General features: G+C 38.8%; 23 protein-coding genes. 3 read left to right on the top strand and 20 right to left on the bottom strand.

Annotation, left to right across the window (positions count from 1 at the left end; translation table 11 throughout):
- Positions 1-152: 152 nt before the first annotated feature.
- The gene (locus ACQKIH_RS04155; RefSeq protein WP_427763585.1) at positions 153-521 is read left to right on the top strand and encodes a LapA family protein; all 369 of its coding nucleotides are present in this window, start codon (positions 153-155) and stop codon (positions 519-521) included.
- A 256-nt stretch (positions 522-777) separates the two neighbouring features.
- Here ACQKIH_RS04155 and secDF read toward each other — a convergent pair whose 3' ends face one another.
- Positions 778-3051, bottom strand: coding sequence for a protein translocase subunit SecDF (gene secDF, locus ACQKIH_RS04150; protein ID WP_427763583.1), 2274 nt, complete (start codon positions 3049-3051; stop codon positions 778-780).
- A 193-nt stretch (positions 3052-3244) separates the two neighbouring features.
- The gene (locus tag ACQKIH_RS04145; RefSeq protein ID WP_427763581.1) at positions 3245-3568 is read right to left on the bottom strand and encodes a post-transcriptional regulator; all 324 of its coding nucleotides are present in this window, start codon (positions 3566-3568) and stop codon (positions 3245-3247) included.
- Positions 3569-3661: 93 nt separating this feature from the next.
- On the opposite strand from ACQKIH_RS04145, the gene ACQKIH_RS04140 reads away from it, so the two are divergent.
- On the top strand, positions 3662-5167 hold the full coding sequence (locus ACQKIH_RS04140) for a putative polysaccharide biosynthesis protein (protein ID WP_057988189.1): 1506 nt from the start codon (positions 3662-3664) through the stop codon (positions 5165-5167).
- Here ACQKIH_RS04140 and ACQKIH_RS04135 read toward each other — a convergent pair.
- The 8 genes from ACQKIH_RS04135 to ACQKIH_RS04100 form a co-directional block, all read right to left on the bottom strand.
- Entirely contained in the window at positions 5147-5788 is a 642-nt protein-coding gene (locus ACQKIH_RS04135; RefSeq protein ID WP_427763580.1) for a DUF421 domain-containing protein, read from the bottom strand. The genes ACQKIH_RS04140 and ACQKIH_RS04135 overlap by 21 nt on opposite strands.
- Before the next feature lie 99 nt (positions 5789-5887).
- Complete coding sequence (gene yajC, locus ACQKIH_RS04130; RefSeq protein WP_057988185.1) at positions 5888-6148, bottom strand: preprotein translocase subunit YajC; 261 nt, start codon at positions 6146-6148, stop codon at positions 5888-5890.
- Positions 6149-6268: 120 nt separating this feature from the next.
- Entirely contained in the window at positions 6269-7420 is a 1152-nt protein-coding gene (gene tgt / locus ACQKIH_RS04125) for a tRNA guanosine(34) transglycosylase Tgt (RefSeq protein WP_057988183.1), read from the bottom strand.
- Positions 7421-7498: 78 nt separating this feature from the next.
- Positions 7499-8536 (bottom strand): tRNA preQ1(34) S-adenosylmethionine ribosyltransferase-isomerase QueA, encoded by a 1038-nt coding sequence (gene queA, locus ACQKIH_RS04120; protein ID WP_057988181.1) that lies wholly within the window; start codon positions 8534-8536, stop codon positions 7499-7501.
- 15 nt (positions 8537-8551) lie between these two features.
- Positions 8552-9556 carry a Holliday junction branch migration DNA helicase RuvB gene (gene ruvB / locus ACQKIH_RS04115; protein WP_057988179.1) on the bottom strand — a complete coding sequence of 335 codons (1005 nt, stop codon included), beginning with the start codon at positions 9554-9556 and terminating at the stop codon, positions 8552-8554.
- Between the two features lie 15 nt (positions 9557-9571).
- Positions 9572-10192: a Holliday junction branch migration protein RuvA gene (ruvA, locus tag ACQKIH_RS04110; RefSeq protein WP_057988177.1), complete on the bottom strand. Its 621-nt coding sequence runs from the start codon at positions 10190-10192 to the stop codon at positions 9572-9574.
- A 174-nt stretch (positions 10193-10366) separates the two neighbouring features.
- The gene (locus ACQKIH_RS04105) at positions 10367-11146 is read right to left on the bottom strand and encodes a phosphotransferase (protein ID WP_057988175.1); all 780 of its coding nucleotides are present in this window, start codon (positions 11144-11146) and stop codon (positions 10367-10369) included.
- A 50-nt stretch (positions 11147-11196) separates the two neighbouring features.
- Positions 11197-12252: a LysM peptidoglycan-binding domain-containing protein gene (locus ACQKIH_RS04100; RefSeq protein WP_057988173.1), complete on the bottom strand. Its 1056-nt coding sequence runs from the start codon at positions 12250-12252 to the stop codon at positions 11197-11199.
- A 272-nt stretch (positions 12253-12524) separates the two neighbouring features.
- Between ACQKIH_RS04100 and ACQKIH_RS04095 the strand changes: the two genes are divergently transcribed.
- Complete coding sequence (locus tag ACQKIH_RS04095) at positions 12525-13052, top strand: transcription repressor NadR (RefSeq protein WP_057988171.1); 528 nt, start codon at positions 12525-12527, stop codon at positions 13050-13052.
- Positions 13053-13068: 16 nt separating this feature from the next.
- On the opposite strand, the gene ACQKIH_RS04090 is transcribed toward ACQKIH_RS04095, so the two are convergent.
- The 10 genes from ACQKIH_RS04090 to ACQKIH_RS04045 form a co-directional block, all read right to left on the bottom strand.
- Complete coding sequence (locus ACQKIH_RS04090) at positions 13069-14337, bottom strand: FtsW/RodA/SpoVE family cell cycle protein (protein ID WP_427763579.1); 1269 nt, start codon at positions 14335-14337, stop codon at positions 13069-13071.
- Positions 14324-14734 (bottom strand): helix-turn-helix transcriptional regulator, encoded by a 411-nt coding sequence (locus ACQKIH_RS04085; protein WP_427763578.1) that lies wholly within the window; start codon positions 14732-14734, stop codon positions 14324-14326. Before ACQKIH_RS04085 ends, ACQKIH_RS04090 begins: the two co-directional genes overlap by 14 nt.
- Positions 14727-15272, bottom strand: coding sequence for a sigma-70 family RNA polymerase sigma factor (locus ACQKIH_RS04080; RefSeq protein ID WP_427763577.1), 546 nt, complete (start codon positions 15270-15272; stop codon positions 14727-14729). The genes ACQKIH_RS04085 and ACQKIH_RS04080 overlap by 8 nt, the downstream gene beginning before the upstream one ends.
- 107 nt (positions 15273-15379) lie before the next feature.
- Complete coding sequence (locus ACQKIH_RS04075; protein WP_057988163.1) at positions 15380-15769, bottom strand: thiol-disulfide oxidoreductase DCC family protein; 390 nt, start codon at positions 15767-15769, stop codon at positions 15380-15382.
- A gap of 11 nt (positions 15770-15780) precedes the next feature.
- The gene (pheA, locus tag ACQKIH_RS04070) at positions 15781-16653 is read right to left on the bottom strand and encodes a prephenate dehydratase (RefSeq protein ID WP_427763576.1); all 873 of its coding nucleotides are present in this window, start codon (positions 16651-16653) and stop codon (positions 15781-15783) included.
- Between the two features lie 267 nt (positions 16654-16920).
- Positions 16921-17376 carry an ACT domain-containing protein gene (locus ACQKIH_RS04065; RefSeq protein ID WP_427763574.1) on the bottom strand — a complete coding sequence of 152 codons (456 nt, stop codon included), beginning with the start codon at positions 17374-17376 and terminating at the stop codon, positions 16921-16923.
- A 17-nt stretch (positions 17377-17393) separates the two neighbouring features.
- Positions 17394-18683: a GTPase ObgE gene (obgE, locus tag ACQKIH_RS04060; RefSeq protein WP_057988157.1), complete on the bottom strand. Its 1290-nt coding sequence runs from the start codon at positions 18681-18683 to the stop codon at positions 17394-17396.
- Positions 18684-18688: 5 nt separating this feature from the next.
- The gene (locus ACQKIH_RS04055) at positions 18689-19213 is read right to left on the bottom strand and encodes a Spo0B domain-containing protein (RefSeq protein WP_427763572.1); all 525 of its coding nucleotides are present in this window, start codon (positions 19211-19213) and stop codon (positions 18689-18691) included.
- A gap of 247 nt (positions 19214-19460) precedes the next feature.
- Entirely contained in the window at positions 19461-19757 is a 297-nt protein-coding gene (rpmA, locus tag ACQKIH_RS04050) for a 50S ribosomal protein L27 (RefSeq protein WP_057988153.1), read from the bottom strand.
- A gap of 13 nt (positions 19758-19770) precedes the next feature.
- Positions 19771-20109: a ribosomal-processing cysteine protease Prp gene (locus tag ACQKIH_RS04045; RefSeq protein WP_057988151.1), complete on the bottom strand. Its 339-nt coding sequence runs from the start codon at positions 20107-20109 to the stop codon at positions 19771-19773.
- Positions 20110-20129: the final 20 nt, after the last annotated feature.

The raw sequence follows: 20129 nt of genomic DNA, 5'->3' as shown, positions 1-20129 counted from the left end.
TTCCTCATGCAGTCCATTATACCGAAAAGTGAGGGGGTTTTGAAAAGAATTGTGTTGTAAAGAGAAATGTCCTCATTGGTTTAATAATCACCCAATAAAGGAAATAAACTAAATAGATCAGCTTATCATTTGGATTCGAGGGGATGAGTGCTATGAAAATGCAGTGGGTTTTAGTAATCGGGCTTCTTTTTGCCATCGTTGTCGCCATTTTTGCCACGGTCAATGTCACAGAAGTACCCATTAATTATGTTTTCGGTGAAGCAAGATGGCCGCTCGTTTTAGTCATTTTCGGTTCTGTATTCGCAGGTGTTGTCATCAGCCTTTGTTTTTCACTTTTCCGTATTTTTAGCAGCCGTCATCAAGTAAAAAGCGTACAAAAAGAACTGGAAGAAGCATGTACAATCATCAATGAAAAAAAGAACGAAATCGCGCGTTTAAAAGAAATTTTAAATAAGCAACCCGAAATAAGTTTAGGAAACGAAGTAGCAGGAGATCATCAAATGAATGAATCGATTAAATAATTTTCGTGTATACAGGGTAAAAAAAACTTATTCAGACGGATAAAAACGGTCATTTAATTAAAATCGAATGGCCGTTTTTTAGTTTAACTGCAGATTTTTGCAGTTCTCTATCCATCACATTTCGAATTCTATCCATCAGTTTTGCATTTCTATCCGTCTAGCAGCTAAACTCCCTATAACTCAGGTAGATCTCATCATTTCCCCACAAAAAAACTAGCAAGAAGTTGTTTTAAACTTCTTGCTAGTTCATCATGTATTATACTTGTGGCTCGTCTGAACCCCATTGTTTTTTCTCTTTTTTCACAACAGCTGTACCTTTTTTATCCATCTCGCGTGCTTTTAGTGTATACCACACTTGTGCTGCGATACAGATTGAAGAGTACATACCTGTTACTAAACCGATTAATAAGGCAATCGAGAAGTTTTGAATTGAAGGAGCACCTAAGAAAATCAGCGCTACAACAACGATAATTACAGTTAATACCGTATTTACAGAACGTCCCATCGTTTGACGAAGCGATTTATTTACAATATCCGCTAGTTCTGCTTTTGTAGTAATTTTCTCTTGACGATCGATATTTTCACGGATACGGTCAAATGTTACAATCGTATCATTGATAGAATAACCGACAATCGTTAATACCGCTGCGATAAATGTAATATCCACTTCTAAACGTAACACACTAAAAGCGACTACGATGAAGAATACATCATGTAGTAATGAAACAATCGCACCGAGTCCCATACGCCACTCAAAGCGGACTGCGACATAAATAATAATTCCCAATGCCGCTAATGCTAATGCTTTCATTGCATTTTTAGCAAGCTCCGTACCTACCGTATGCGAAACGGTACTTAAACTTGGCTCGTGACCATACTTTTCCATCACTTGCGCTTTAAAATCAAGCACTTCTTTTTGACTGAAGTCTTCTTTATAACGTGTTACGGCAATATTTTGCTTGTCACCTGAAATGACAACATCATTATTTGCGTAACCAATTTCATCTAAATATTCGACCACTTCTTGTTGTGTTAATGTACTATCCGCTAAAATTTCAACGCGCGTACCACCTGAGAAATCGATTCCTAAATTTAACTTGAAAACAGCTAAAATTCCGATACCTACTGCTAAAATAATCGTAGAAAGCACATAGAATTTTTTACGATTGCCTACAAAGTCTAATTTATCGAATTTCGTCGTTAAATCAAGTGATGTTAGGCCATCTTCAATATTATGTTGCTGTGATTTTTTAATACCAAACCATGCCGGATTGTTGAAGTATCCACTATTTACAAGTAGTCCTTGTAACATACGTGAACCCCAAACAGCCGTTACGAATGATAGTAAAATTGAGATAATTAATGTTGTTGCGAAACCTTTTACTGAACTTGTACCATAGAAAAATAATACAGCAGCTGCTAGTAATGTTGTTAATTGCGCGTCAACAATAGCAGATAATGATTGTTTAGAACCAACTTTAAAGGCATCCTTCACCGAATGGCCAACGCGTAGTTCTTCACGAATACGTTCTGCTGTTAAAATATTCGCATCAACGGCCATACCAATACCTAATACGATCGCTGCGATACCTGGTAATGTAAGCACCGCATTAATCCCGTTAAAGACGATTAATACTAAATATGTGAATACTGATAATGTAATAATCGAAACAAAACCTGGTAAGCGGTAATACAGTAGCATAAAGGCAAAGATGATTAATACACCGATAATTCCTGCATATACCGTATCATTTAACGCATCCTCACCAAATTGTGCGCCGACTGATGTTGAGTAAATTTCTGTTAGTTTAACTGGTAACGAACCGGCATTTAAGACCGATGCAAAATTTTTCGTTTCTTCCACTGTGAAGTTACCAGAAATCATCACATCTGTTGTATTTAATACTTGTGTTACTGATGCTGCTGATTGATATTTTTGATCAACAGCTGGCTTTTGTGACTCTACTGCGTACGAGTCTACACCTTCTTCAAAGTCTAACCAAACAACTAAAAGATTGCGCCCTGGACCCATATTTTTTACTTTTTCAGTCACTTCAGCAAATTTCGCTGCATCTTTTAATGTTAATGTAACGATTGGCTGGTTTTGTTGGTCAAACGAACCTTTTGCGCCGCCTTCTTTTAACTCTGTCCCATCAAGTAATAGATTGTCATCTACATCACGGAAAGTTAAATTTGCCGTGCTCGATAGTAGCTCACGTGCTGAAGCTTGATCGTCCATACCTGCAAGCTGCACACGAATGCGGTCTTCTCCTTCAACATTGATACTTGGCTCACTTACACCAAATTCATTGATTCGATGATCTAATGCAGAAGTTGTATCCGCTAAAACTTCCTGTGTTATTTTTTGTCCATCTACAAGTGATTCCACTTCATAAAGGACTTCGAATCCTCCTTGTAAATCAAGGCCGAGTTTTACGTCATTTAAAACTTTTTCTACCGTTGTGCCCATTCCAGTAAATAGCAACGCTACAACAAGAACAAACGTAATGATACGGTTTACTAATTTCATTTAAAAATCCTCCTCATTTTCGCACACGTTCATGCACGATGGAAAAGCAAAAGCACCTTTCCAAAAACTATGTATCAAACTTTGCTTTTTGAAAAGAGTCATTCCATTACTTCAAAAAGCATAACAATATCATTATGAAACAGGATGTGTTACCTGTCAAATTATCACGAAATAATTCTTCTTATTATGCTCTTTATTGTTCCGTATCGTTTGGCGGTTTTAAATGGAATAAATGTTTCATTTCTTCTATTGGAATTTCCATTTGAGACGCACTTGCTTTTAAGCCCTTTACTTGTGCATAATTAATTAATTCTGATGAAGTAACTGTAAAAATAGTGGCTACTACTTCATGCAACCTTAATTCATTAATATCTTTTTTTCGCCACTTCTTTTCAATACAATAAGTCCATAAATCTTCTTTTGTAATGGCATCGTACCCGAAATATTGAAATTCCTCTATTTTATTATTTATAACAATTTGAACTTCTTTAAATAAACTTTCGTACGGAACCGCCATTATTGTCACTCCCTCTTCAAAGTTTTAACTATCGTTGTTCATGCATATAGATATTGTATCTGAATCAATTTAAAATGAGAAGGGATAAGATAATTGGGCTCATTCATGAAAGGGACATTCTTTTTAATGTTCGTTATTTTAATTTCGAAACTTTTTGGCTTTGTTTACAGAATGCAATTTATGCAAATTGCGGGTGAAGAAGCAGTCGGTTTATATATGACTTCCTATCCTACCTTCATCTTCTTTATATCGCTCATCCAATTAGGTATTCCGATTGCCGTTACCAAAATCATTGCGGAGTATTATGCAAAAAATAAAGACGAGCATATTTTGTCCGTTATGAAAACCGCAATTAAAATTTCTTTTATTTCTATCCTTATTTTCTTCCCAATCGTCGCATTTAGCATACCTTTTATCGCAAAAACACTCTTACATAATGAAGATATTGTTTTTACACTGTATATCGGACTTTGTACAATTCCTGTTGTCATTTTTTCAAGTTTAATAAAAGCCTATTTACAAGGCATTACAAAGATTGCACCAACAGCTTGGGCACAACTTCTTGAACAAGGTGTCCGAATTGCACTCATCGTATTATTACTTCCATTATTTGTGACACCTGAAGATCCTGCCAGAACGGCGGCAGTCGCAATGGCCATAACTGGACTTGGCGAAGTATTTTCCTTCCTATTTTTAGCCTTTTATTATTGGAAGTCTAAGCGTCAAATGAAAAAACAATCAACGCGGAAATATCCGGTAAATCCGATTTTCAGAATCGCCCTCCCTTCAGCCGGTAGTAAATTATTCGGTACTTTCACTTGGTTTTTAGAGCCGATTATTTTCTTGAAAGCATTAACTGTTTCAGGTATAACAGCCTCTGCAGCAACGACGTTATACGGTATTATTTCAGGCGTGCACATCCCGTTACTGTTGTTTCCTGCCTTCATTCCAAGTGCACTTGCCATCGTATTAATTCCAGCAGTTAGTGGTGCCCTTGCAAAGCAAAATTGGAAGTTGCTCAATACGCGCATCGCGATGTCACTACGGCTTTCATCACTCGTTGGTTGTCTTGCAGCGACGTATTTTTTTCTACACGGAGATGAATTGGCTGTTCGCTTATTCCACCTCGAAGAAAACCGAGGATATATGAAAATTTTAGCGCCCATCTTTTATTTTTATTACATTCAGAGCCCTCTTCACGCGATTTTACAAGCGGCAGATGAGGCCCGCGCTGCCATGATGAACTCGATCTATGGTGGAGTTGGGAAACTCTTTCTATTATTTATTTTAGCTTCCCAGCAAACAATACAAGAGCGCGGGGCTATTATTGCAATCGGTTTTGGCGTACTCATTACATCTTTTTTACACATTGCTTCTATTCGCCAACATAAGAAAATTGCCATTGGTTTTCAAATATTTTTAGTGCCTTATGTGTTATTTATTTTGACCTGTTTCATCCAACCATTCCTTGCACAAGGGCTACCTTTTATAGAATCTAGCTTAATGACCATTGCGATTATCGTCGGATTATTACTACTCACAAGACAAGTTCGCTTAGAGGATTTAAAATACATTCGCTCAGTTTTTTCGCGATCGTAATTGAACAAACAATTTTTCATTTTCGTAGCTACAATAAAAAATATCCTTCATATTTGTATAGCCAAGCACCATCAATTCATGCACGAGCCATTCCTCGTCCTTATTGATCAGTCTCAAATGCCTTTTATCGATGTAGCCATCTAGAACTAAGGGCATAATTAACGGTGGTTCGTCTTTTTTGTAAATTGATAATTTTCCTGATTGTTCTAAAAAAGCATACGCTACATCTTGAACCGACCCAACCCCTTGCTCTCGAAGTTGTTGGAGTAAATCATCTAAATTATAACGTTGCTTTTTCATTTCGATTTCTATTATCCAGCCATCCCGTATAATCATCGATGGGTCACCTTCTATAAAATCTCGTAATCGTTTATTTTTTAAAAGGAGCAGCGAATTCACATATTGAATAACGAATAGGATCCCAACTGGTAAAATGTCTTTAAGAAATGGATTATGTATATCCGCAAGTGCGAGCGCAGCGACTTCAGCAATTAATACAAAAATCGCTAAATCCACAATACTTAATTCGCCTATTTCTCGTTTACCCATCAAACGGAAAACAACGAGCAAAATAAAATAGAGCGAGACGGTTTTCATTATAATTAGCACATAATCATTCATCCAAAAACACCTCTTTTTACAGTTAAGCGTTTGCCATTTTGCCTTTTCCTATACAAAAAAGCTTGCAGAAAATAAATTTCCGCAAGCTTTTAAATACGATTAAATAGCTTCAACGCGACCAATTGCTTGGCGCTCAAATTTCAAACGTGTACCGTCGTCTACTTTTAGATAGACAACTGCATCCTCAATTGCATCGACTTCACCGTGTAATCCACCAACTGTTACAACGCGGTCACCGCGCTTCAAATCGTTTTGCATTGCTACCGTCGCTTTTTGACGCTTTTGTGCTGGACGAATTAAAATAAACCACATTGCTACGAACATAATAATAATTGGTGCAAATTGTAATATGCCTTCCATGTCTCATTTCCCCCCTTCTCTATTTCACTTACCTAGTATAGTATAAAACTGCTATATTTTCGCAAAAAAACTCTATATTTTCATTAAAAAAGTAGAAGTTTTTAGTTTTTCGGCAATTATTTAGAAGTTTTTAGCATTCGGTTTGTTATAACCGTATTTTTCGAAAAATTCTTCTTTGAAATCCCCTAAACGGTCTTCACGAATTGCTTGGCGTACATCTTCCATTAATTTAATGAGGAAGCGTAAGTTATGATATGACGTTAAACGTAGGCCAAAAGTTTCTTCTGTACGCATTAAATGACGCACATAGGCACGTGTATAGTTTTTACATGTGTAGCAATCACAGTTCTCATCGATTGGTGTGAAATCTTTTGCGTATTTTGCATTTTTAATAACCATACGACCTTCTGAAGTCATTAATGTACCATTACGTGCAATACGTGTTGGTAATACACAGTCAAACATATCAATTCCGCGCATCGCACCGTCAATAAGTGAATCTGGAGAACCTACGCCCATCAAATAACGTGGCTTGTCCGCTGGCATCAGTGGTGCTGTATGGTCTAGCACACGATTCATAATATCTTTTGGCTCGCCTACTGATAAACCACCAATCGCATAACCTGGGAAATCCATCTCGACAAGTGCCTCTGCTGAACGTTTACGTAAATCTTCGTATTCGCCCCCTTGGATAATCCCGAATAAACCCTGCTCATCTGAGCGCTGATGAGCATCTTTACAACGCTGCGCCCAACGTGTCGTACGGTCTACTGATGCTAACATATATTCATATGTCGCTGGGAATGGTGGACATTCATCAAATGCCATCATAATATCCGCACCAAGGTCATTTTGAATTTCCATTGCTTTTTCAGGAGATAAAAATAGCTTGTCTCCATTTAAATGGTTGCGGAAATGAACGCCCTCTTCTTCAATTTTACGGAATTTACTCAGTGAAAATACTTGGAAGCCGCCTGAATCCGTTAAAATTGGACGATCCCAGTTCATGAATTTATGCAATCCGCCTGCTTCTTTCACAATATCATTTCCTGGACGTAGCCATAAATGATACGTGTTTGATAGGATGATGCCTGCATTCATTTCTTTTAATTCCTCAGGGCTCATCGCTTTTACTGTTGCTTGCGTTCCTACTGGCATGAATGTTGGTGTTTCAAAAGAACCATGTGGCGTATGGACGATTCCAAGACGCGCCCCTGTTTGTGCACATGTTTTAATTAATTCATAACGAATTGGTGGTTGTGATTGTGTCATTTTAAATTTAATTCCTCTCTCTAACTAAAGTATAAACAGTACTTTGTTTTTTTCAGCGCAAATATGGCTGACTTGATTCTACTTCTTCGGACGAATGAACATCGCATCGCCAAAGCTAAAGAAACGATATTGTTCTTCTACCGCTTTTTCATATGCATTTATAATCGTTTCTTTGCTTGCTAACGCGCTTACGAGCATAACAAGCGTCGATTTCGGTAGATGGAAGTTAGTAATTAACCCATCAATCGCTTTGAATTCATAGCCTGGATAAATAAAGATGCTTGTCCAGCCTTGTTCCGCGACGATTTTTCCATCATTTTTTGAAGCAACTGTTTCTAATGTACGCGTCGATGTCGTACCAACAGATATAATATTGCCGCCATTTGCTTTTACGCGATTAATCGTAGCAGCTGCTTCCTCGGTTACGCTGTAAAACTCCGAGTGCATATCATGATTTTCGATCGACTCCACACTCACTGGGCGGAATGTGCCAAGACCTACATGCAGTGTAACAAATACGACTTCCACACCTTTTGCACGAATCGCTTCAAGCAATGGCTCTGTAAAATGAAGTCCTGCTGTTGGCGCCGCTGCTGAACCGCGCTCTTTTGCATAAACGGTTTGATAACGGTCTTGGTCATCCAATTTTTCACGAATGTATGGTGGCAATGGCATCTCACCTAATTGCTCCAAAATCTCATAAAAGATGCCATCATAGTCAAATTTAAATAGACGACCACCATGCTCAAGCTCCCCTGTGCATGTTGCCGTAAGTAAACCTTCTCCAAACGTAACGACAGTTCCAACTTTAACACGTTTCGCAGGCTTCACGAGTGTTTCCCACTCGTCATCATTCGTTTGCTTTAATAATAATACTTCAATATTAGCCCCAGTATCCGGTTTTACGCCCATTAAACGCGCTGGTAAAACACGCGTATCATTTAAAACAAGGCAATCACCAGCTTGGAATTCATCTAAAATTTTGGCAAATGTATGATGTTCCAAGTCTAATGAGTTTGGATTGACCACCATTAGTCGACTTGCTGTGCGATCAAGTAATGGAGTTTGGGCAATTAATTCTTCGGGTAATTGAAAATCAAAATCTTCTACTTTCAAATTCAAAACTTCCTTCTATTCTTTTTGTGCTGGCGGATAGCCAAAATGATTATAGCAAAGGTCTGTTGCAATACGCCCTCTTGGGGACCTCTGGATAAAACCTATTTGCAATAAATACGGTTCATACACGTCTTCTATTGTAATGCGTTCCTCCCCAATCGAAGCAGCTAACGCATCTAAGCCAACCGGACCTCCACCAAAACGCTCAATCATAGACTGAATCAATTTATGGTCGATATGATCAAGCCCTCTTGGATCCACCTGTAATAATTCTAACGCCTGGGCCGCAAGCTCCGGGGAAATGACTCCATCCGCTAATACTTGTGCATAATCACGCACTCGTTTTAACAGACGGTTGGCAATACGTGGTGTCCCTCGAGAACGCCGTGCAATTTCAGCAGCAGCATGCCCGCCAATCTCAACATCAAATAATGTACCAGATCGAATAACAATTTCAGCTAAAGCATCCTCATCATAGTACTCTAGACGTGTAAGAACGCCAAAGCGATCTCGCAGTGGGGCAGATAAAGCACCTGCACGCGTTGTTGCACCGATTAACGTAAATGGTGGTAAATCGAGCCTAATGGAGCGCGCTTCTGGACCTTTTCCAACAACGATATCTAAGCAAAAGTCTTCCATCGCAGAATACAACACTTCCTCAATCGCTCGAGGTAAACGATGAATTTCATCAATGAATAGCACATCTCCTGGCTCCAGCGAACTTAAAATCGCCGCTAAATCGCCAGGACGTTCAATGGCTGGACCACTCGTCATTTTTACTTGAACTTCCATTTCATTGGCTATCACAATCGCTAATGTTGTTTTCCCTAAACCAGGTGGACCATAAAGGAGTACGTGGTCAAGACTTTCCTGACGAAGTTTTGCAGCTTCAATGAATATCTTTAAGTTTTCTTTTACTTTATGCTGCCCTATGTATTGTACAAGTCGCTGCGGACGCAAAGAAAGCTCAAGTTGTTGTTCTGCTTCAGATGCTTCACTTGAAAGTACGCGGTCTGACATGGTTCTCACTCCTTATCACTTCATTTTCAATAATAATTTCAACGCTTGTTTCATATAGCCATCTGTTGTAGACAAGTTTTCATCATCCTCAAGCAGCGGTTTGATCTTTACCAACTCTTTTTCCGAGTAGCCTAAAGCCGTCAATGCGAGCATCGCTTCTTCCAGCTCGTGTTGATTTGGATTCACACCGAATAGCGGCAGTTCCTCATCTGTACTTGGCAACTCAAATGAATCAAGCAACGAACTTAATTTTCCTTTTAAGTCCAAAATCATTTGGCGGGCTGTTTTCTTTCCAACACCAGGGAAACGAATTAAAAACGCTTCATCTTCCATTTCAATCGCTTGAATCACTTGTGTTGGATTGCCACTCGCTAAAATCGCCAGCGCACCCTTTGGACCAATACCCGACACTTGAATTAACTTTTTAAACAATTCACGTTGATCTAAACTATGAAAACCATATAATAGCTGGGCATCTTCACGAACTTGCATCGAAACAAAGATTTGCTGCTCACTCGCTGATTGTCTAAATACAAAAGGATTGGGTGTAAATAAACGCCAACCAATTCCTTGCTGCTCCAGTACAATATATTCTGGTGTAATTCTCGTCACTTGTCCTTTTAAATAATCATACATATTCTATCCCTCACATTCATGCAACTATTATAACATACCATCCTGCTAAAACCGAACGTACGTTGCATTTCACATGAAGAAAGACTGCCTAAAATTAAGACAGTCTACGCTATTTTAGCATATCAATTCATGAAGTGACACTGATATACTTTTATCATTTCTTAACAATGGGATTTACGCTAATTCCAACACCATTTGCGTTAGTTTTTTTTCATGACGAAGTACGTCGCCTGAAAATTTTTTGATAAATGGATAGGTACCTTGTTTTTGACGTGGTGATAATTTCAAATAAAATAAAGCCTCTCTCATGATTTCATTCGGAAACAGTAGAAAATGCGATTTTTGACGGACATGTTGCAAATAGGGATGTTCCTGCATGACACTTTTTAGATCATATCCGACATTAGGTAATACACGATGAAGCCATAAAATGAGTTCATCCGTCCTTTTGCCCATTGCCGCTAAATCGAAATCCACAAGCTTTATATCATCTTTTCCAAACATGAAATTATGATGAACAACATCCCCATGCAAGAGTGTGCGTTCCTCTAATTCCGTACTAATTCCATCGATTCGATTTAATGCATCCGAAGCCATTGCCACTATTTTTTTATAATCATCACGCAATAACACTTTCAATTCTGACTCATGCTCAATGAACCGTTCAAAGCGACGATACCACTTTTCTCTCAGGTCATAATATGGCAATAGGTCGATTTCTTGCCAACGGATTTGTTCATTTGTTTGATGTAAAGCTTGTAGCGCTTGCAATGTTTTTTGTTGATCTGAAAGTTTACTAAAATCTGCACTTCTACCTTCATACCAACTTTGCTTCAAAATATGTGTATCCCCATTTTTTTCAACGTTCAAATGGTATGGAAATTGAATACTTTTCAACTTTTTATGAATCGTTTTTACTTTTTGTGCGATATACACATCTTCATAATACTTCATAAAAAAATCGCCCTTAGCTGACTCCCACTTCCAACAATTTTCTTTAATGACTAATGACATGACTTCGGTGGTTGTGGCATTGGATTCATTTGTGGATGCATTTGTGGCATCATTGGCATTGGGTACGGCATTGGATAGGGCATCATTGGTGGTTGCTGGCAGCCGCATGAATTCGGCATCGGCATTGGCATCGGCTGATGTTGGCAGCCACATGAATTTGGCATCGGCATTGGCATTGGCATCGGCATCGGCTGTTGTTGGCAACCACATGAATTCGACATCGGCATTTCTTCATAGTAATGGCGAACTTGCTGATCTCTGTCATGACAATGTTCCATCGGGGCCATTGAAGATTCTTCATGATACATCGGCATAAATGAATGTGGCTCTTCCATTCTTATACCATGACAATTCGGACAAATTGGCATTGGCATTGGTTGCATCATCGGCGGCATGCAGTTATGATGCATTGGTGGCATCCATTGTGGCATACAATGATGCGGCATCGGAGGCATACATTGCGGCATACAATGATGATGCATTGGTGGCTGAATATAAATCGGTGGTTGTGGCATAATTGGTGTCGGTGGTGGTAATGTTGGCGTCGGTAGTGGTAGTGGAGCTGGTGTTGGCGGCGGTGGAACTGGCTGTGGTTGCGGCAATGGTTGTGGTAACGGCATCATCGGGGTTTCAATCGTTGGTTGGAAATGAACATGTGTTTGCTGCCAATTTGGGATTTGTACAGGCATTGCTGGGGGTTGGTAATAAAAGTCCCCTTGCCATATAGGTCTTGGTGGAACAGGTACTGGTACTGGGATTGGTGGTGGTGTCGGTATTGGCGTTGGCTTTGGAGGTGGAGCCGGTGTCGGAGTAATTGGTTTTTCCTTCACAATCGGTTTCTTATCCTGCTCCTTAACAACAGCCTGGTGCATCACTTCTTTTTCCCTTTTTGTTCCCCCATCAGGTAAGATAATTTCCATTCCTGGAACAATATAATCAGGATTAGCTAAATGCGCATTTAATCGCTTTAAATCCTCAAATCCTATGGAGTATTGCTTAGCAATTTTCCATAATGTATCACCTTTTTGAACAATATGAACTCGCACGTATTTCCCCCTTTTCTCGTAATAGCATATGCGCTAATTGCTCAGTTGCCACAATTTTTCATTCACAATATGGTTTTTAACCGTGACCAAGGGAAAGACATATTCGTACAAATTTAGGCCCTCACGACGTTGGTCACAAAGGCGTTGTCACAGGACGTGACGGTTTTAGCCTTTGTTCCTTTTTGTCTTACAAAAACCTAGTGAGGCCCCAACAATTTGCGCTATATGTTACACTATGATTAAGTAGTTTGTCTTTAGAAGAGGTGGATGTAATGAAAAAAATGTTAGGTGAAGAGCGACGTCATGAGCTGCTTGCCTTATTAAAAAATGCTACACAACCATTAACGGGCACGGATTTAGCAAAGCATACTAATGTGTCACGTCAAGTAATCGTCAATGATATGAACTTATTAAAAGCACGAAATGAACCAATTGTTTCAACGAGCCAAGGCTATATTTATATGCACAATATGCAACAAACGCGATTTGAGCGTAAAATTGTTTGCATGCATTCCGCAGAACAAGCAAAAGAAGAGCTTTTCGTGTTAGTCGATTGCGGTGTAACAGTCGAAAGCGTCGTTGTGGAACATCCCGTATACGGAGAATTAACGGCGTCGATCCGCGTGTCCAACCGTTTAGAGGTAGAGCATTTTATTAAGAGGGTGCAAGAAACAAATGCTCAATTCCTGTCCGCTTTAACAGATGGTACTCACTTACATGTAATAAGCGCTACCGCTGAGGAAAATTTAAATTTAGCGGAGGCAAAACTAAGAGCGCTCGGCATATTAGTCGAAAATTAAAAAGCTATCCGAAAAGTCAGGAGAATTGACTTTTTGGATAGCTTTTTCTTCTATATACACTCAAAATCATGCCGATAACAATTGCGTTTATGATAATGGACGTTCCCCCATAACTAATAAAAGGAATTGGGATTGCGATGATTGGAACGAGCCCAAGCACGATTAAAATTGCATATATGAATTGACTACTATACAATGTCACACCACCAATAATCAACATTTTACCAAACGGATCTTGTATGAGACGTGCAATCCATATACTTCGGATTGCGACTATCAGTAAGACACTAGCAACGAGAAGCCCTACAACAAGCCCGTAAACATGGACAATTTGGACAAACGCAAAATCAGTATGGCTTTCAGGGATTAATAAAACTTCATTCGCTCCGAACCATCCCGCTTCACTTATAGCTTGCTCCAATAACAAATACAAGTAACCAGCTCCACTTGCATCTTTTTCTGGTGAGATAAAACCATATAATCGACTTAATTGATACGGCTCTGCTTGAGAAATCAAAATCGCAAGTAAACTTCCTCCCATTAAGAGGAAACTGCTAAATAGGACAATTTTTTGCTTCTTCGTATAATGGCTACATAAAAATAAAACAGCAACCACAACACTATAAATTAATGCCGCTTCCAAAGCAGGGTTGGCTAGTATCGGGTAACATGAAATGAAAAATAACGCGAGTAGCTGCCATAATTTCCACTGCCTTCTCGTAAAAAATCCTGCCCATGCGATTAATAGAAACGGGATAGCCGTCCATACTTGTACAACGATCGGACCAATCGCGAAAAACGCTTGACCATTTACGATACGATTCGGAAACAGTAAAAAGAGTAGTGAAATAGCCATTCCCCCAGCAAAGAAATAAAGATCGAAGCGTAGTAGCTTTCTGTAATCAATCCACATAAAACCAAAAATCAACACAATTCCGATTATAATATGAAATATTTTCTTTTCAATTAATATCGAACTAGTATATTGTCCGTCTGGTGAAGCTAATAACGGTAGGAAGCTAAAAAGGAAAATAAGCGCCATTAAACTAATTATTAGCCAATCCCATTTTGGTTTATGGATTTTATTAAGTTTTTTTCCAAGCTGGCTTGCACTGCCCATTTCTGCAATCGCCTTTTGTTCTGCTTCTGACTCCGTATAGCCTTTTTCTAGCCAAGCATTTTTAGCATGCTCAATATGCAGCTTTAATTCTTGTCGCACATGTGTTTTCACTTCGGTTGAACGAATAAAACTTGTAACAGCATTTAGAAAATCAGAAATGGTCATTCAGTCGCACCTCCAACAATTGTTGCTTCCTTGCAAAGAGGGTCTTCTTTTCTCGATTTTGAGACCGTAGCCATTTCAAGCCACTTTTCGTCAGTTGATAGCATTTCACTCCTGCGTCATCCCACTGTGAAATGATATGTCCCTTATTTTCTTGCTCATGTAAAATTGTATAAATAACACCCTCATTATTAAAAATATCCTGTACACCTTTTGCATGTAAAAGCTGGGCTAATTCTATTCCAGTCTTTTTATCCACGAGCAGCGACAAAATATGTTGTACTACTTGTGATTCATTTAACTGTTGATAAACACGTTTTTGGTGAGTCGAAGTAAATTCCACCTTTGAAAAAACAGATTCATTCATCGCTTTTTTTAAGTTTTTTAATCGGTCATCCATTGAACTCCTCCTCCAACTGTTTCTTTAGTAATTGTTTGCCTTTACGCATTCTCGTTTTAACGGTATTTCCATTAATTTGCAGTACGTCAGCAATTTCTTTCATCGTTTGCTCCTCGTAATAGCATAAATAGATGACTTCTCGATACTTGATTGGTAATTGCATAACAGCATGGACGAGCGCATCATCCTCGTCCCGTTGTACGACAATCGATTCCACTGTTTGATAGCTCGGCCGTTCCTGTAAATAAGTTTGTTCAACTAATTCAACTTTTTTGAAATACCAGCTTTTCATATAATCTTTTGCATGATTAATTGCAATTCGCCATAACCATGTTTTCATCGAGGATTGCTGCTGAAATGTCGGAAGTGCTTTATAGCATTTTATAAAAATTTCCTGTGTTAAATCTTCGGCGATTGTCACATTATGTACGTATTGCACAACAAGCTGTAAAACATCTTGCCCATATGTTTTCATTAATTCATCGATCATTTCTTCATTCGTTTGGGTTGTCGTCGTTTGTAGTAGGTAGCTGTCCATTGTCACCCTCCTTCCTTACATATTAGACGAGACATATTTAGGATTAGTTTTCATATCACACAAAAAAAGATTGCTCCCCCTAACAATGGGGATGCAACCTTTTCACTTTATAAAAACCGCTGCCTTTGTTCATTCGTTGGCAGTAAGCACATTTCTTTTTTCCCAAACCATTTGTAGCGATTATTAGCTAATATTTTATATGCGCAATTACGAATCGGTGGTGGTATCAAAATGGCACTATAACACCATTTCCATAAGCTATCTAAGTTTTTAGCGATTTTTAAAGCCGCAGTGGACTGGGTATACGCTTTGCCTCGATCAATGAGCACTAAGCTATTAGTCGCCGGTGGTATATCGTATTGCTTTAATAAAGTTTGCCCGCTTTCACTTTGTAACGAAGCAAATTGAAAATAACCTTGCCCGTCATGCTTTAAAATAAATTGAACGCTCGCATCACAAACATTGCATTCTCCGTCAAACAGCACAATACTTTTCAACGTTCCTCACCTCATTCTGGTGTAGCATAAGTAAAGTATGTACCAAGTGATTTCAACTTGCAACCGAGTGCTTGAAGCTCCTCAACTGCACCTTTCATCATCGGTTCCTCTTCATCTGCTAGTATATCAATGATGAAGAAATAATTCCCGAGACCTGTCTTTAACGGACGTGATTCAATTTTACTTAAATTCAATTTGCGCCATGCAAAAACGGATAATACTTGATGCAATGCCCCGGAAATATCTGTTGGCAATGTTAACATAAATGTCGTTTTTGGCTGCGCTTGCAATGGAACAATGGCATGTCGCGTATTTTCCTTAGATAAAACAAAAAATCGTGTATGGTTGAAATGAAAATCATGTATATTTTTTTGTGCAATATGTAATCCATACTTTTCTGCTGCTGATTCATTGGCAATTGCTGCAATACAATGATCCTCTGTTTGCGAAACAAGCGCCGCTGCTGCCGCTGTTGAAGAAGAAGGTGTTTGATCCACCCGTGCATGATTATAATATAAATACTTATGGCATTGTGCAAGTGCATGTGGATGCGAATAAATTTCTTCTAGCGCTTCCCAATCATCTGCATATTTTTTATTGACAAGTAAATGCTGCTGGATTTTTGACATCACTTCTGCCGTTACATATAAGCTTGCCTCGTGATATAAATAGTCGACTGTTAAGGGAACAGAGCCCTCCAGCGCATTTTCCACTGGCACAACCGCTAAATCCACTTTCCCTTCATTAACAGCTTCAATACATTCCGGAATCGATGTATACGGAATATGCCATTCATTTGGGAATAAACCTTTCGTTGCTAAATAGGTAAAAGATGCTTCTGGACCTAAATAAGCAATGCGTTTTCCCCAATTTTGTTCCGACATGTTGAACCCTCCAATGATTTAATTTTCAGTATATTTTATCTAAATAAGAAAGAGCGTAACATGACGCCCTTTACTTATTGAATCAATTACGCCTCTGCGTAATTGCGTCCAGATTTTTTTCGAGCTTGGGGCCACAGGACGTGGGTCAGTCAGCCGTTGTCACACGATGTGACGTCTTTAGGCTGACTTCCTTTTCCCTTAAAAAATCTGTGACATCCACCGGTGCTTAACTTGATTCAGCTGGGGTTTGAACCCCACTGAATCAAGTTATAGTGCACCTGAGCTAATTACTTCAGCAGATTCGATAAATTCAAGCTGCTTTAACCCGCGCATTAGATCATCTAAATCATAGGACATACTCGTTACATCTAATGATAGTGTGACATTGGCACGGCCTTGAATCGGAATTGTTTGATGAATCGTCAACACATTACAATGTGCCTCTGATACCGTTTCAAGTAATTTCGCAAGCGCGCCTTTGCGATCTTGTAATTGAATAAAAATCGTTAAAATTCGTTCCTGAACAATCGAGTGAAAAGGAAAAACGGCATCACGATACTTATAAAATGCGCTACGAGACAGATCGACCTCTTTTACAGCATCCCATATGGAAGCGACCGAGCCATTTTGCAACAGCTGTTTCGCTTCTAAAGTTTTTTGCATTGCGTCAGTTAATACGTCTTCACGCACTAAATAATATCGTTGATTGGCAACGTTTTTCATAGTTTTCCCCCTAATTCTTAATCGACAAAGTCAAATTCAAATTCCATTAAACGAACTGTGTTGCCGTTTTCTGCCCCACGTTTACGTAACTCGTCATCAACGCCCATCGCACGTAATTGACGAGCAAATCGACGAATCCCATCTTCACGACTAAAGTCAGTCATTTTAAATAGTCGTTCAATTGTATAGCCAGAAAGGACAAATGCTCCGTCATCATCACGTGTAATGTCGAAGTCTCCACCTGCTCCTTCATGCTTATAAAGCACTGTTGCATCTGATTCTTCATCTTCCATTTCATGCAGTAAGAATTCTGGTGTTACATCAATTAAATCAGCTGCTTCAAATAATAATGGCTTTAAACCTTGACGAGAAACTGCTGATACTGGGAAGATTTTCACATCATCCCCAACTTTTTTCTTAAACTCTTCTAAGTTTTCTTCCGCATTTGGCATGTCCATTTTATTTGCCACAATAATTTGTGGACGTTCTAATAAGCGTAAGTTGTATTGTTCTAATTCATTATTAATCGTAACATAGTCATCATATGGTTCGCGCCCTTCCATACCAGACATATCAATTACATGGACGATAACACGTGTACGTTCAATATGACGAAGGAATTGCATACCTAGACCAATACCTTGGTGTGCGCCTTCAATTAATCCTGGTAAGTCTGCCATTGCAAATGAACGACCATCATCTGTTTCAACCATTCCTAAGTTCGGTACAATTGTAGTAAAGTGATATGCACCAATTTTCGGCTTAGCTGATGAAACAACAGATAATAATGTTGATTTTCCAACTGATGGGAAGCCAACTAAACCAACGTCTGCTAATACTTTTAATTCTAATATAACATCTAACTCTTGTCCTGGCTCACCTTTTTCAGCTAATTCAGGTGCAGGGTTTGAAGGTGTCGCAAAACGGCAATTCCCACGGCCTCCACGACCAGCCTTTGCAATAACTGCCTGTTGACCATGCTCGACTAAGTCTGCAATGACCGTTTTTGTTTCTGCATTCATAACGACTGTACCAGGTGGCACTTTAATAATCGTATCTTGTGCTTTACGTCCATGCATCCCTTTACTCATGCCGTGTTCTCCACGTTCTGCCGCAAAGTGACGCTTATATCGGAAGTCCATTAATGTACGTAAACCTTCTTCTACCTCAAATACTACGTTACCACCGTGACCGCCATCTCCACCAGCTGGTCCACCATTTGGTACATATTTTTCACGTCGGAATGCAACCATTCCATCTCCGCCGTCTCCACCTCTAACATAAACCTTTACGTGATCGACAAACATTTATTTCACTCCTCATATATGCTCAAAACATATTTCCACGATGTATCCGTTTGTTCATATGTTTTCACATTTAAAATATTCTGTTCTGTATGGAATCGCATTTGCTGCCACTTGCCTGTCAAATGAAATGTAATCTGACATTGTTTTTCATTTGATTCGATACGCAGTTGTAACTGCTGCTGTTCATACGGATCTAAACTATCATATACATGAATAATTGTATTTTCCAAGTATTGAACGATTGCTTCATCATACTTGCTATTAACTTGTGCTGCGACCTGACTAGACAAGCACAATTGTATGGCAGGATAACGCCAACTAACGGTTTGAAGCCATTCTACGGTTTTCGGTAACTTGAGTTGATTGATGTTAGAAAGCATTTTACAATGTTCAGATAATTGTGCAATAGTTTCTTTCGCTTCATTTACTCGCTGTAAATCTAAATTCATTTGAATTAAATGAAGATGATTTAAAAAATCATGATTTGCAAAACGCAATGCTTCATTTACTGTTAAAGATTTTACGGTCACTTGTTTTCACTCCGTTTACAGTTTCGTTATTAGTATAGCAAGATTATCGACATTTTCCCTAAAAACAATAACAATGTCTTTGTCCTCGTTCTACGCAAAATACTTTAGGAAAATTTCAATTATTCATTTATTAGAAACAACACAATTCGCTCTAAATCGAGAGCGAATTGATTTTTGTTTTTATACAAATACTAAACGTTATTCATTTAAAAAAAGGACTGCAATAAATGCAGCCCTTTTTGTGGAATTATGCTTCTTGAGCTGTTGGGTATACAGATACTTTTTTCTTATCGCGGCCCATGCGTTCGAATTTTACAACGCCATCAACTGTTGCGTATAGAGTATCGTCACCACCACGTCCTACGTTTGTACCTGGGTAAATTTTTGTACCGCGTTGACGGTAAAGAATTGAACCACCAGTTACGAATTGACCGTCAGCACGCTTAGCGCCTAAACGTTTTGACTCAGAGTCACGTCCGTTTCTAGTAGAACCTACACCCTTTTTTGATGCGAAGAATTGTAGATCTAAAGTTAATAATAACATTATGTTCCACCTCCTAGACTATTTTATATTTCAATTCGATGTATTCTGAATAGCTCGCCGTCATTGTATAAAACTGCGTAACCATTGTGTTCAGAATAACCTGAAGTTTGTCGTCTGTTTCAGTATCTAGGTCTGTTGGTAACGTTACCTTTAAGTAACCACCTTCTGCGTTTTGCTCAATGTCTGGTGTAATGCCTGTAAGATGTGCAATTGCATTTACTGCTCCGAATGAAACAGCAGAAGCACCAGCACAAACTAAGTCACGTCCGTAAACATCTGACAATGCATGACCCGATATTTCAAATCCATACGATTTACGATTTTCATCGCTATTAATTGTAACTGTAATCATAGTCCAGCCACCTTACTTAA

Origin of the sequence: Solibacillus cecembensis (assembly GCF_050272495.1) — a bacterium.
Taxonomy (GTDB): domain Bacteria; phylum Bacillota; class Bacilli; order Bacillales_A; family Planococcaceae; genus Solibacillus; species Solibacillus cecembensis.
Note: the sequence above shows the minus strand (reverse complement) of the source record. Positions and strands in the feature narration are given on the sequence as shown.

Excerpts from the sequence above, each read along its gene's own strand:
- ACQKIH_RS04155 (WP_427763585.1), top strand. The coding sequence starts at position 153 with ATGAAAATGCAGTGGGTTTTAGTAATCGGGCTTCTTTTTGCCATCGTT.
- secDF (WP_427763583.1), bottom strand. The coding sequence starts at position 3,051 with ATGAAATTAGTAAACCGTATCATTACGTTTGTTCTTGTTGTAGCGTTG.
- ACQKIH_RS04145 (WP_427763581.1), bottom strand. The coding sequence starts at position 3,568 with ATGGCGGTTCCGTACGAAAGTTTATTTAAAGAAGTTCAAATTGTTATA.
- ACQKIH_RS04135 (WP_427763580.1), bottom strand. The coding sequence starts at position 5,788 with ATGAATGATTATGTGCTAATTATAATGAAAACCGTCTCGCTCTATTTT.
- yajC (WP_057988185.1), bottom strand. The coding sequence starts at position 6,148 with ATGGAAGGCATATTACAATTTGCACCAATTATTATTATGTTCGTAGCA.
- tgt (WP_057988183.1), bottom strand. The coding sequence starts at position 7,420 with ATGACACAATCACAACCACCAATTCGTTATGAATTAATTAAAACATGT.
- ruvB (WP_057988179.1), bottom strand. The coding sequence starts at position 9,556 with ATGTCAGACCGCGTACTTTCAAGTGAAGCATCTGAAGCAGAACAACAA.
- ruvA (WP_057988177.1), bottom strand. The coding sequence starts at position 10,192 with ATGTATGATTATTTAAAAGGACAAGTGACGAGAATTACACCAGAATAT.
- ACQKIH_RS04105 (WP_057988175.1), bottom strand. The coding sequence starts at position 11,146 with ATGAAGTATTATGAAGATGTGTATATCGCACAAAAAGTAAAAACGATT.
- ACQKIH_RS04095 (WP_057988171.1), top strand. The coding sequence starts at position 12,525 with ATGAAAAAAATGTTAGGTGAAGAGCGACGTCATGAGCTGCTTGCCTTA.
- ACQKIH_RS04090 (WP_427763579.1), bottom strand. The coding sequence starts at position 14,337 with ATGACCATTTCTGATTTTCTAAATGCTGTTACAAGTTTTATTCGTTCA.
- ACQKIH_RS04085 (WP_427763578.1), bottom strand. The coding sequence starts at position 14,734 with ATGGATGACCGATTAAAAAACTTAAAAAAAGCGATGAATGAATCTGTT.
- ACQKIH_RS04080 (WP_427763577.1), bottom strand. The coding sequence starts at position 15,272 with ATGGACAGCTACCTACTACAAACGACGACAACCCAAACGAATGAAGAA.
- pheA (WP_427763576.1), bottom strand. The coding sequence starts at position 16,653 with ATGTCGGAACAAAATTGGGGAAAACGCATTGCTTATTTAGGTCCAGAA.
- ACQKIH_RS04065 (WP_427763574.1), bottom strand. The coding sequence starts at position 17,376 with ATGAAAAACGTTGCCAATCAACGATATTATTTAGTGCGTGAAGACGTA.
- obgE (WP_057988157.1), bottom strand. The coding sequence starts at position 18,683 with ATGTTTGTCGATCACGTAAAGGTTTATGTTAGAGGTGGAGACGGCGGA.
- rpmA (WP_057988153.1), bottom strand. The coding sequence starts at position 19,757 with ATGTTATTATTAACTTTAGATCTACAATTCTTCGCATCAAAAAAGGGT.
- ACQKIH_RS04045 (WP_057988151.1), bottom strand. The coding sequence starts at position 20,109 with ATGATTACAGTTACAATTAATAGCGATGAAAATCGTAAATCGTATGGA.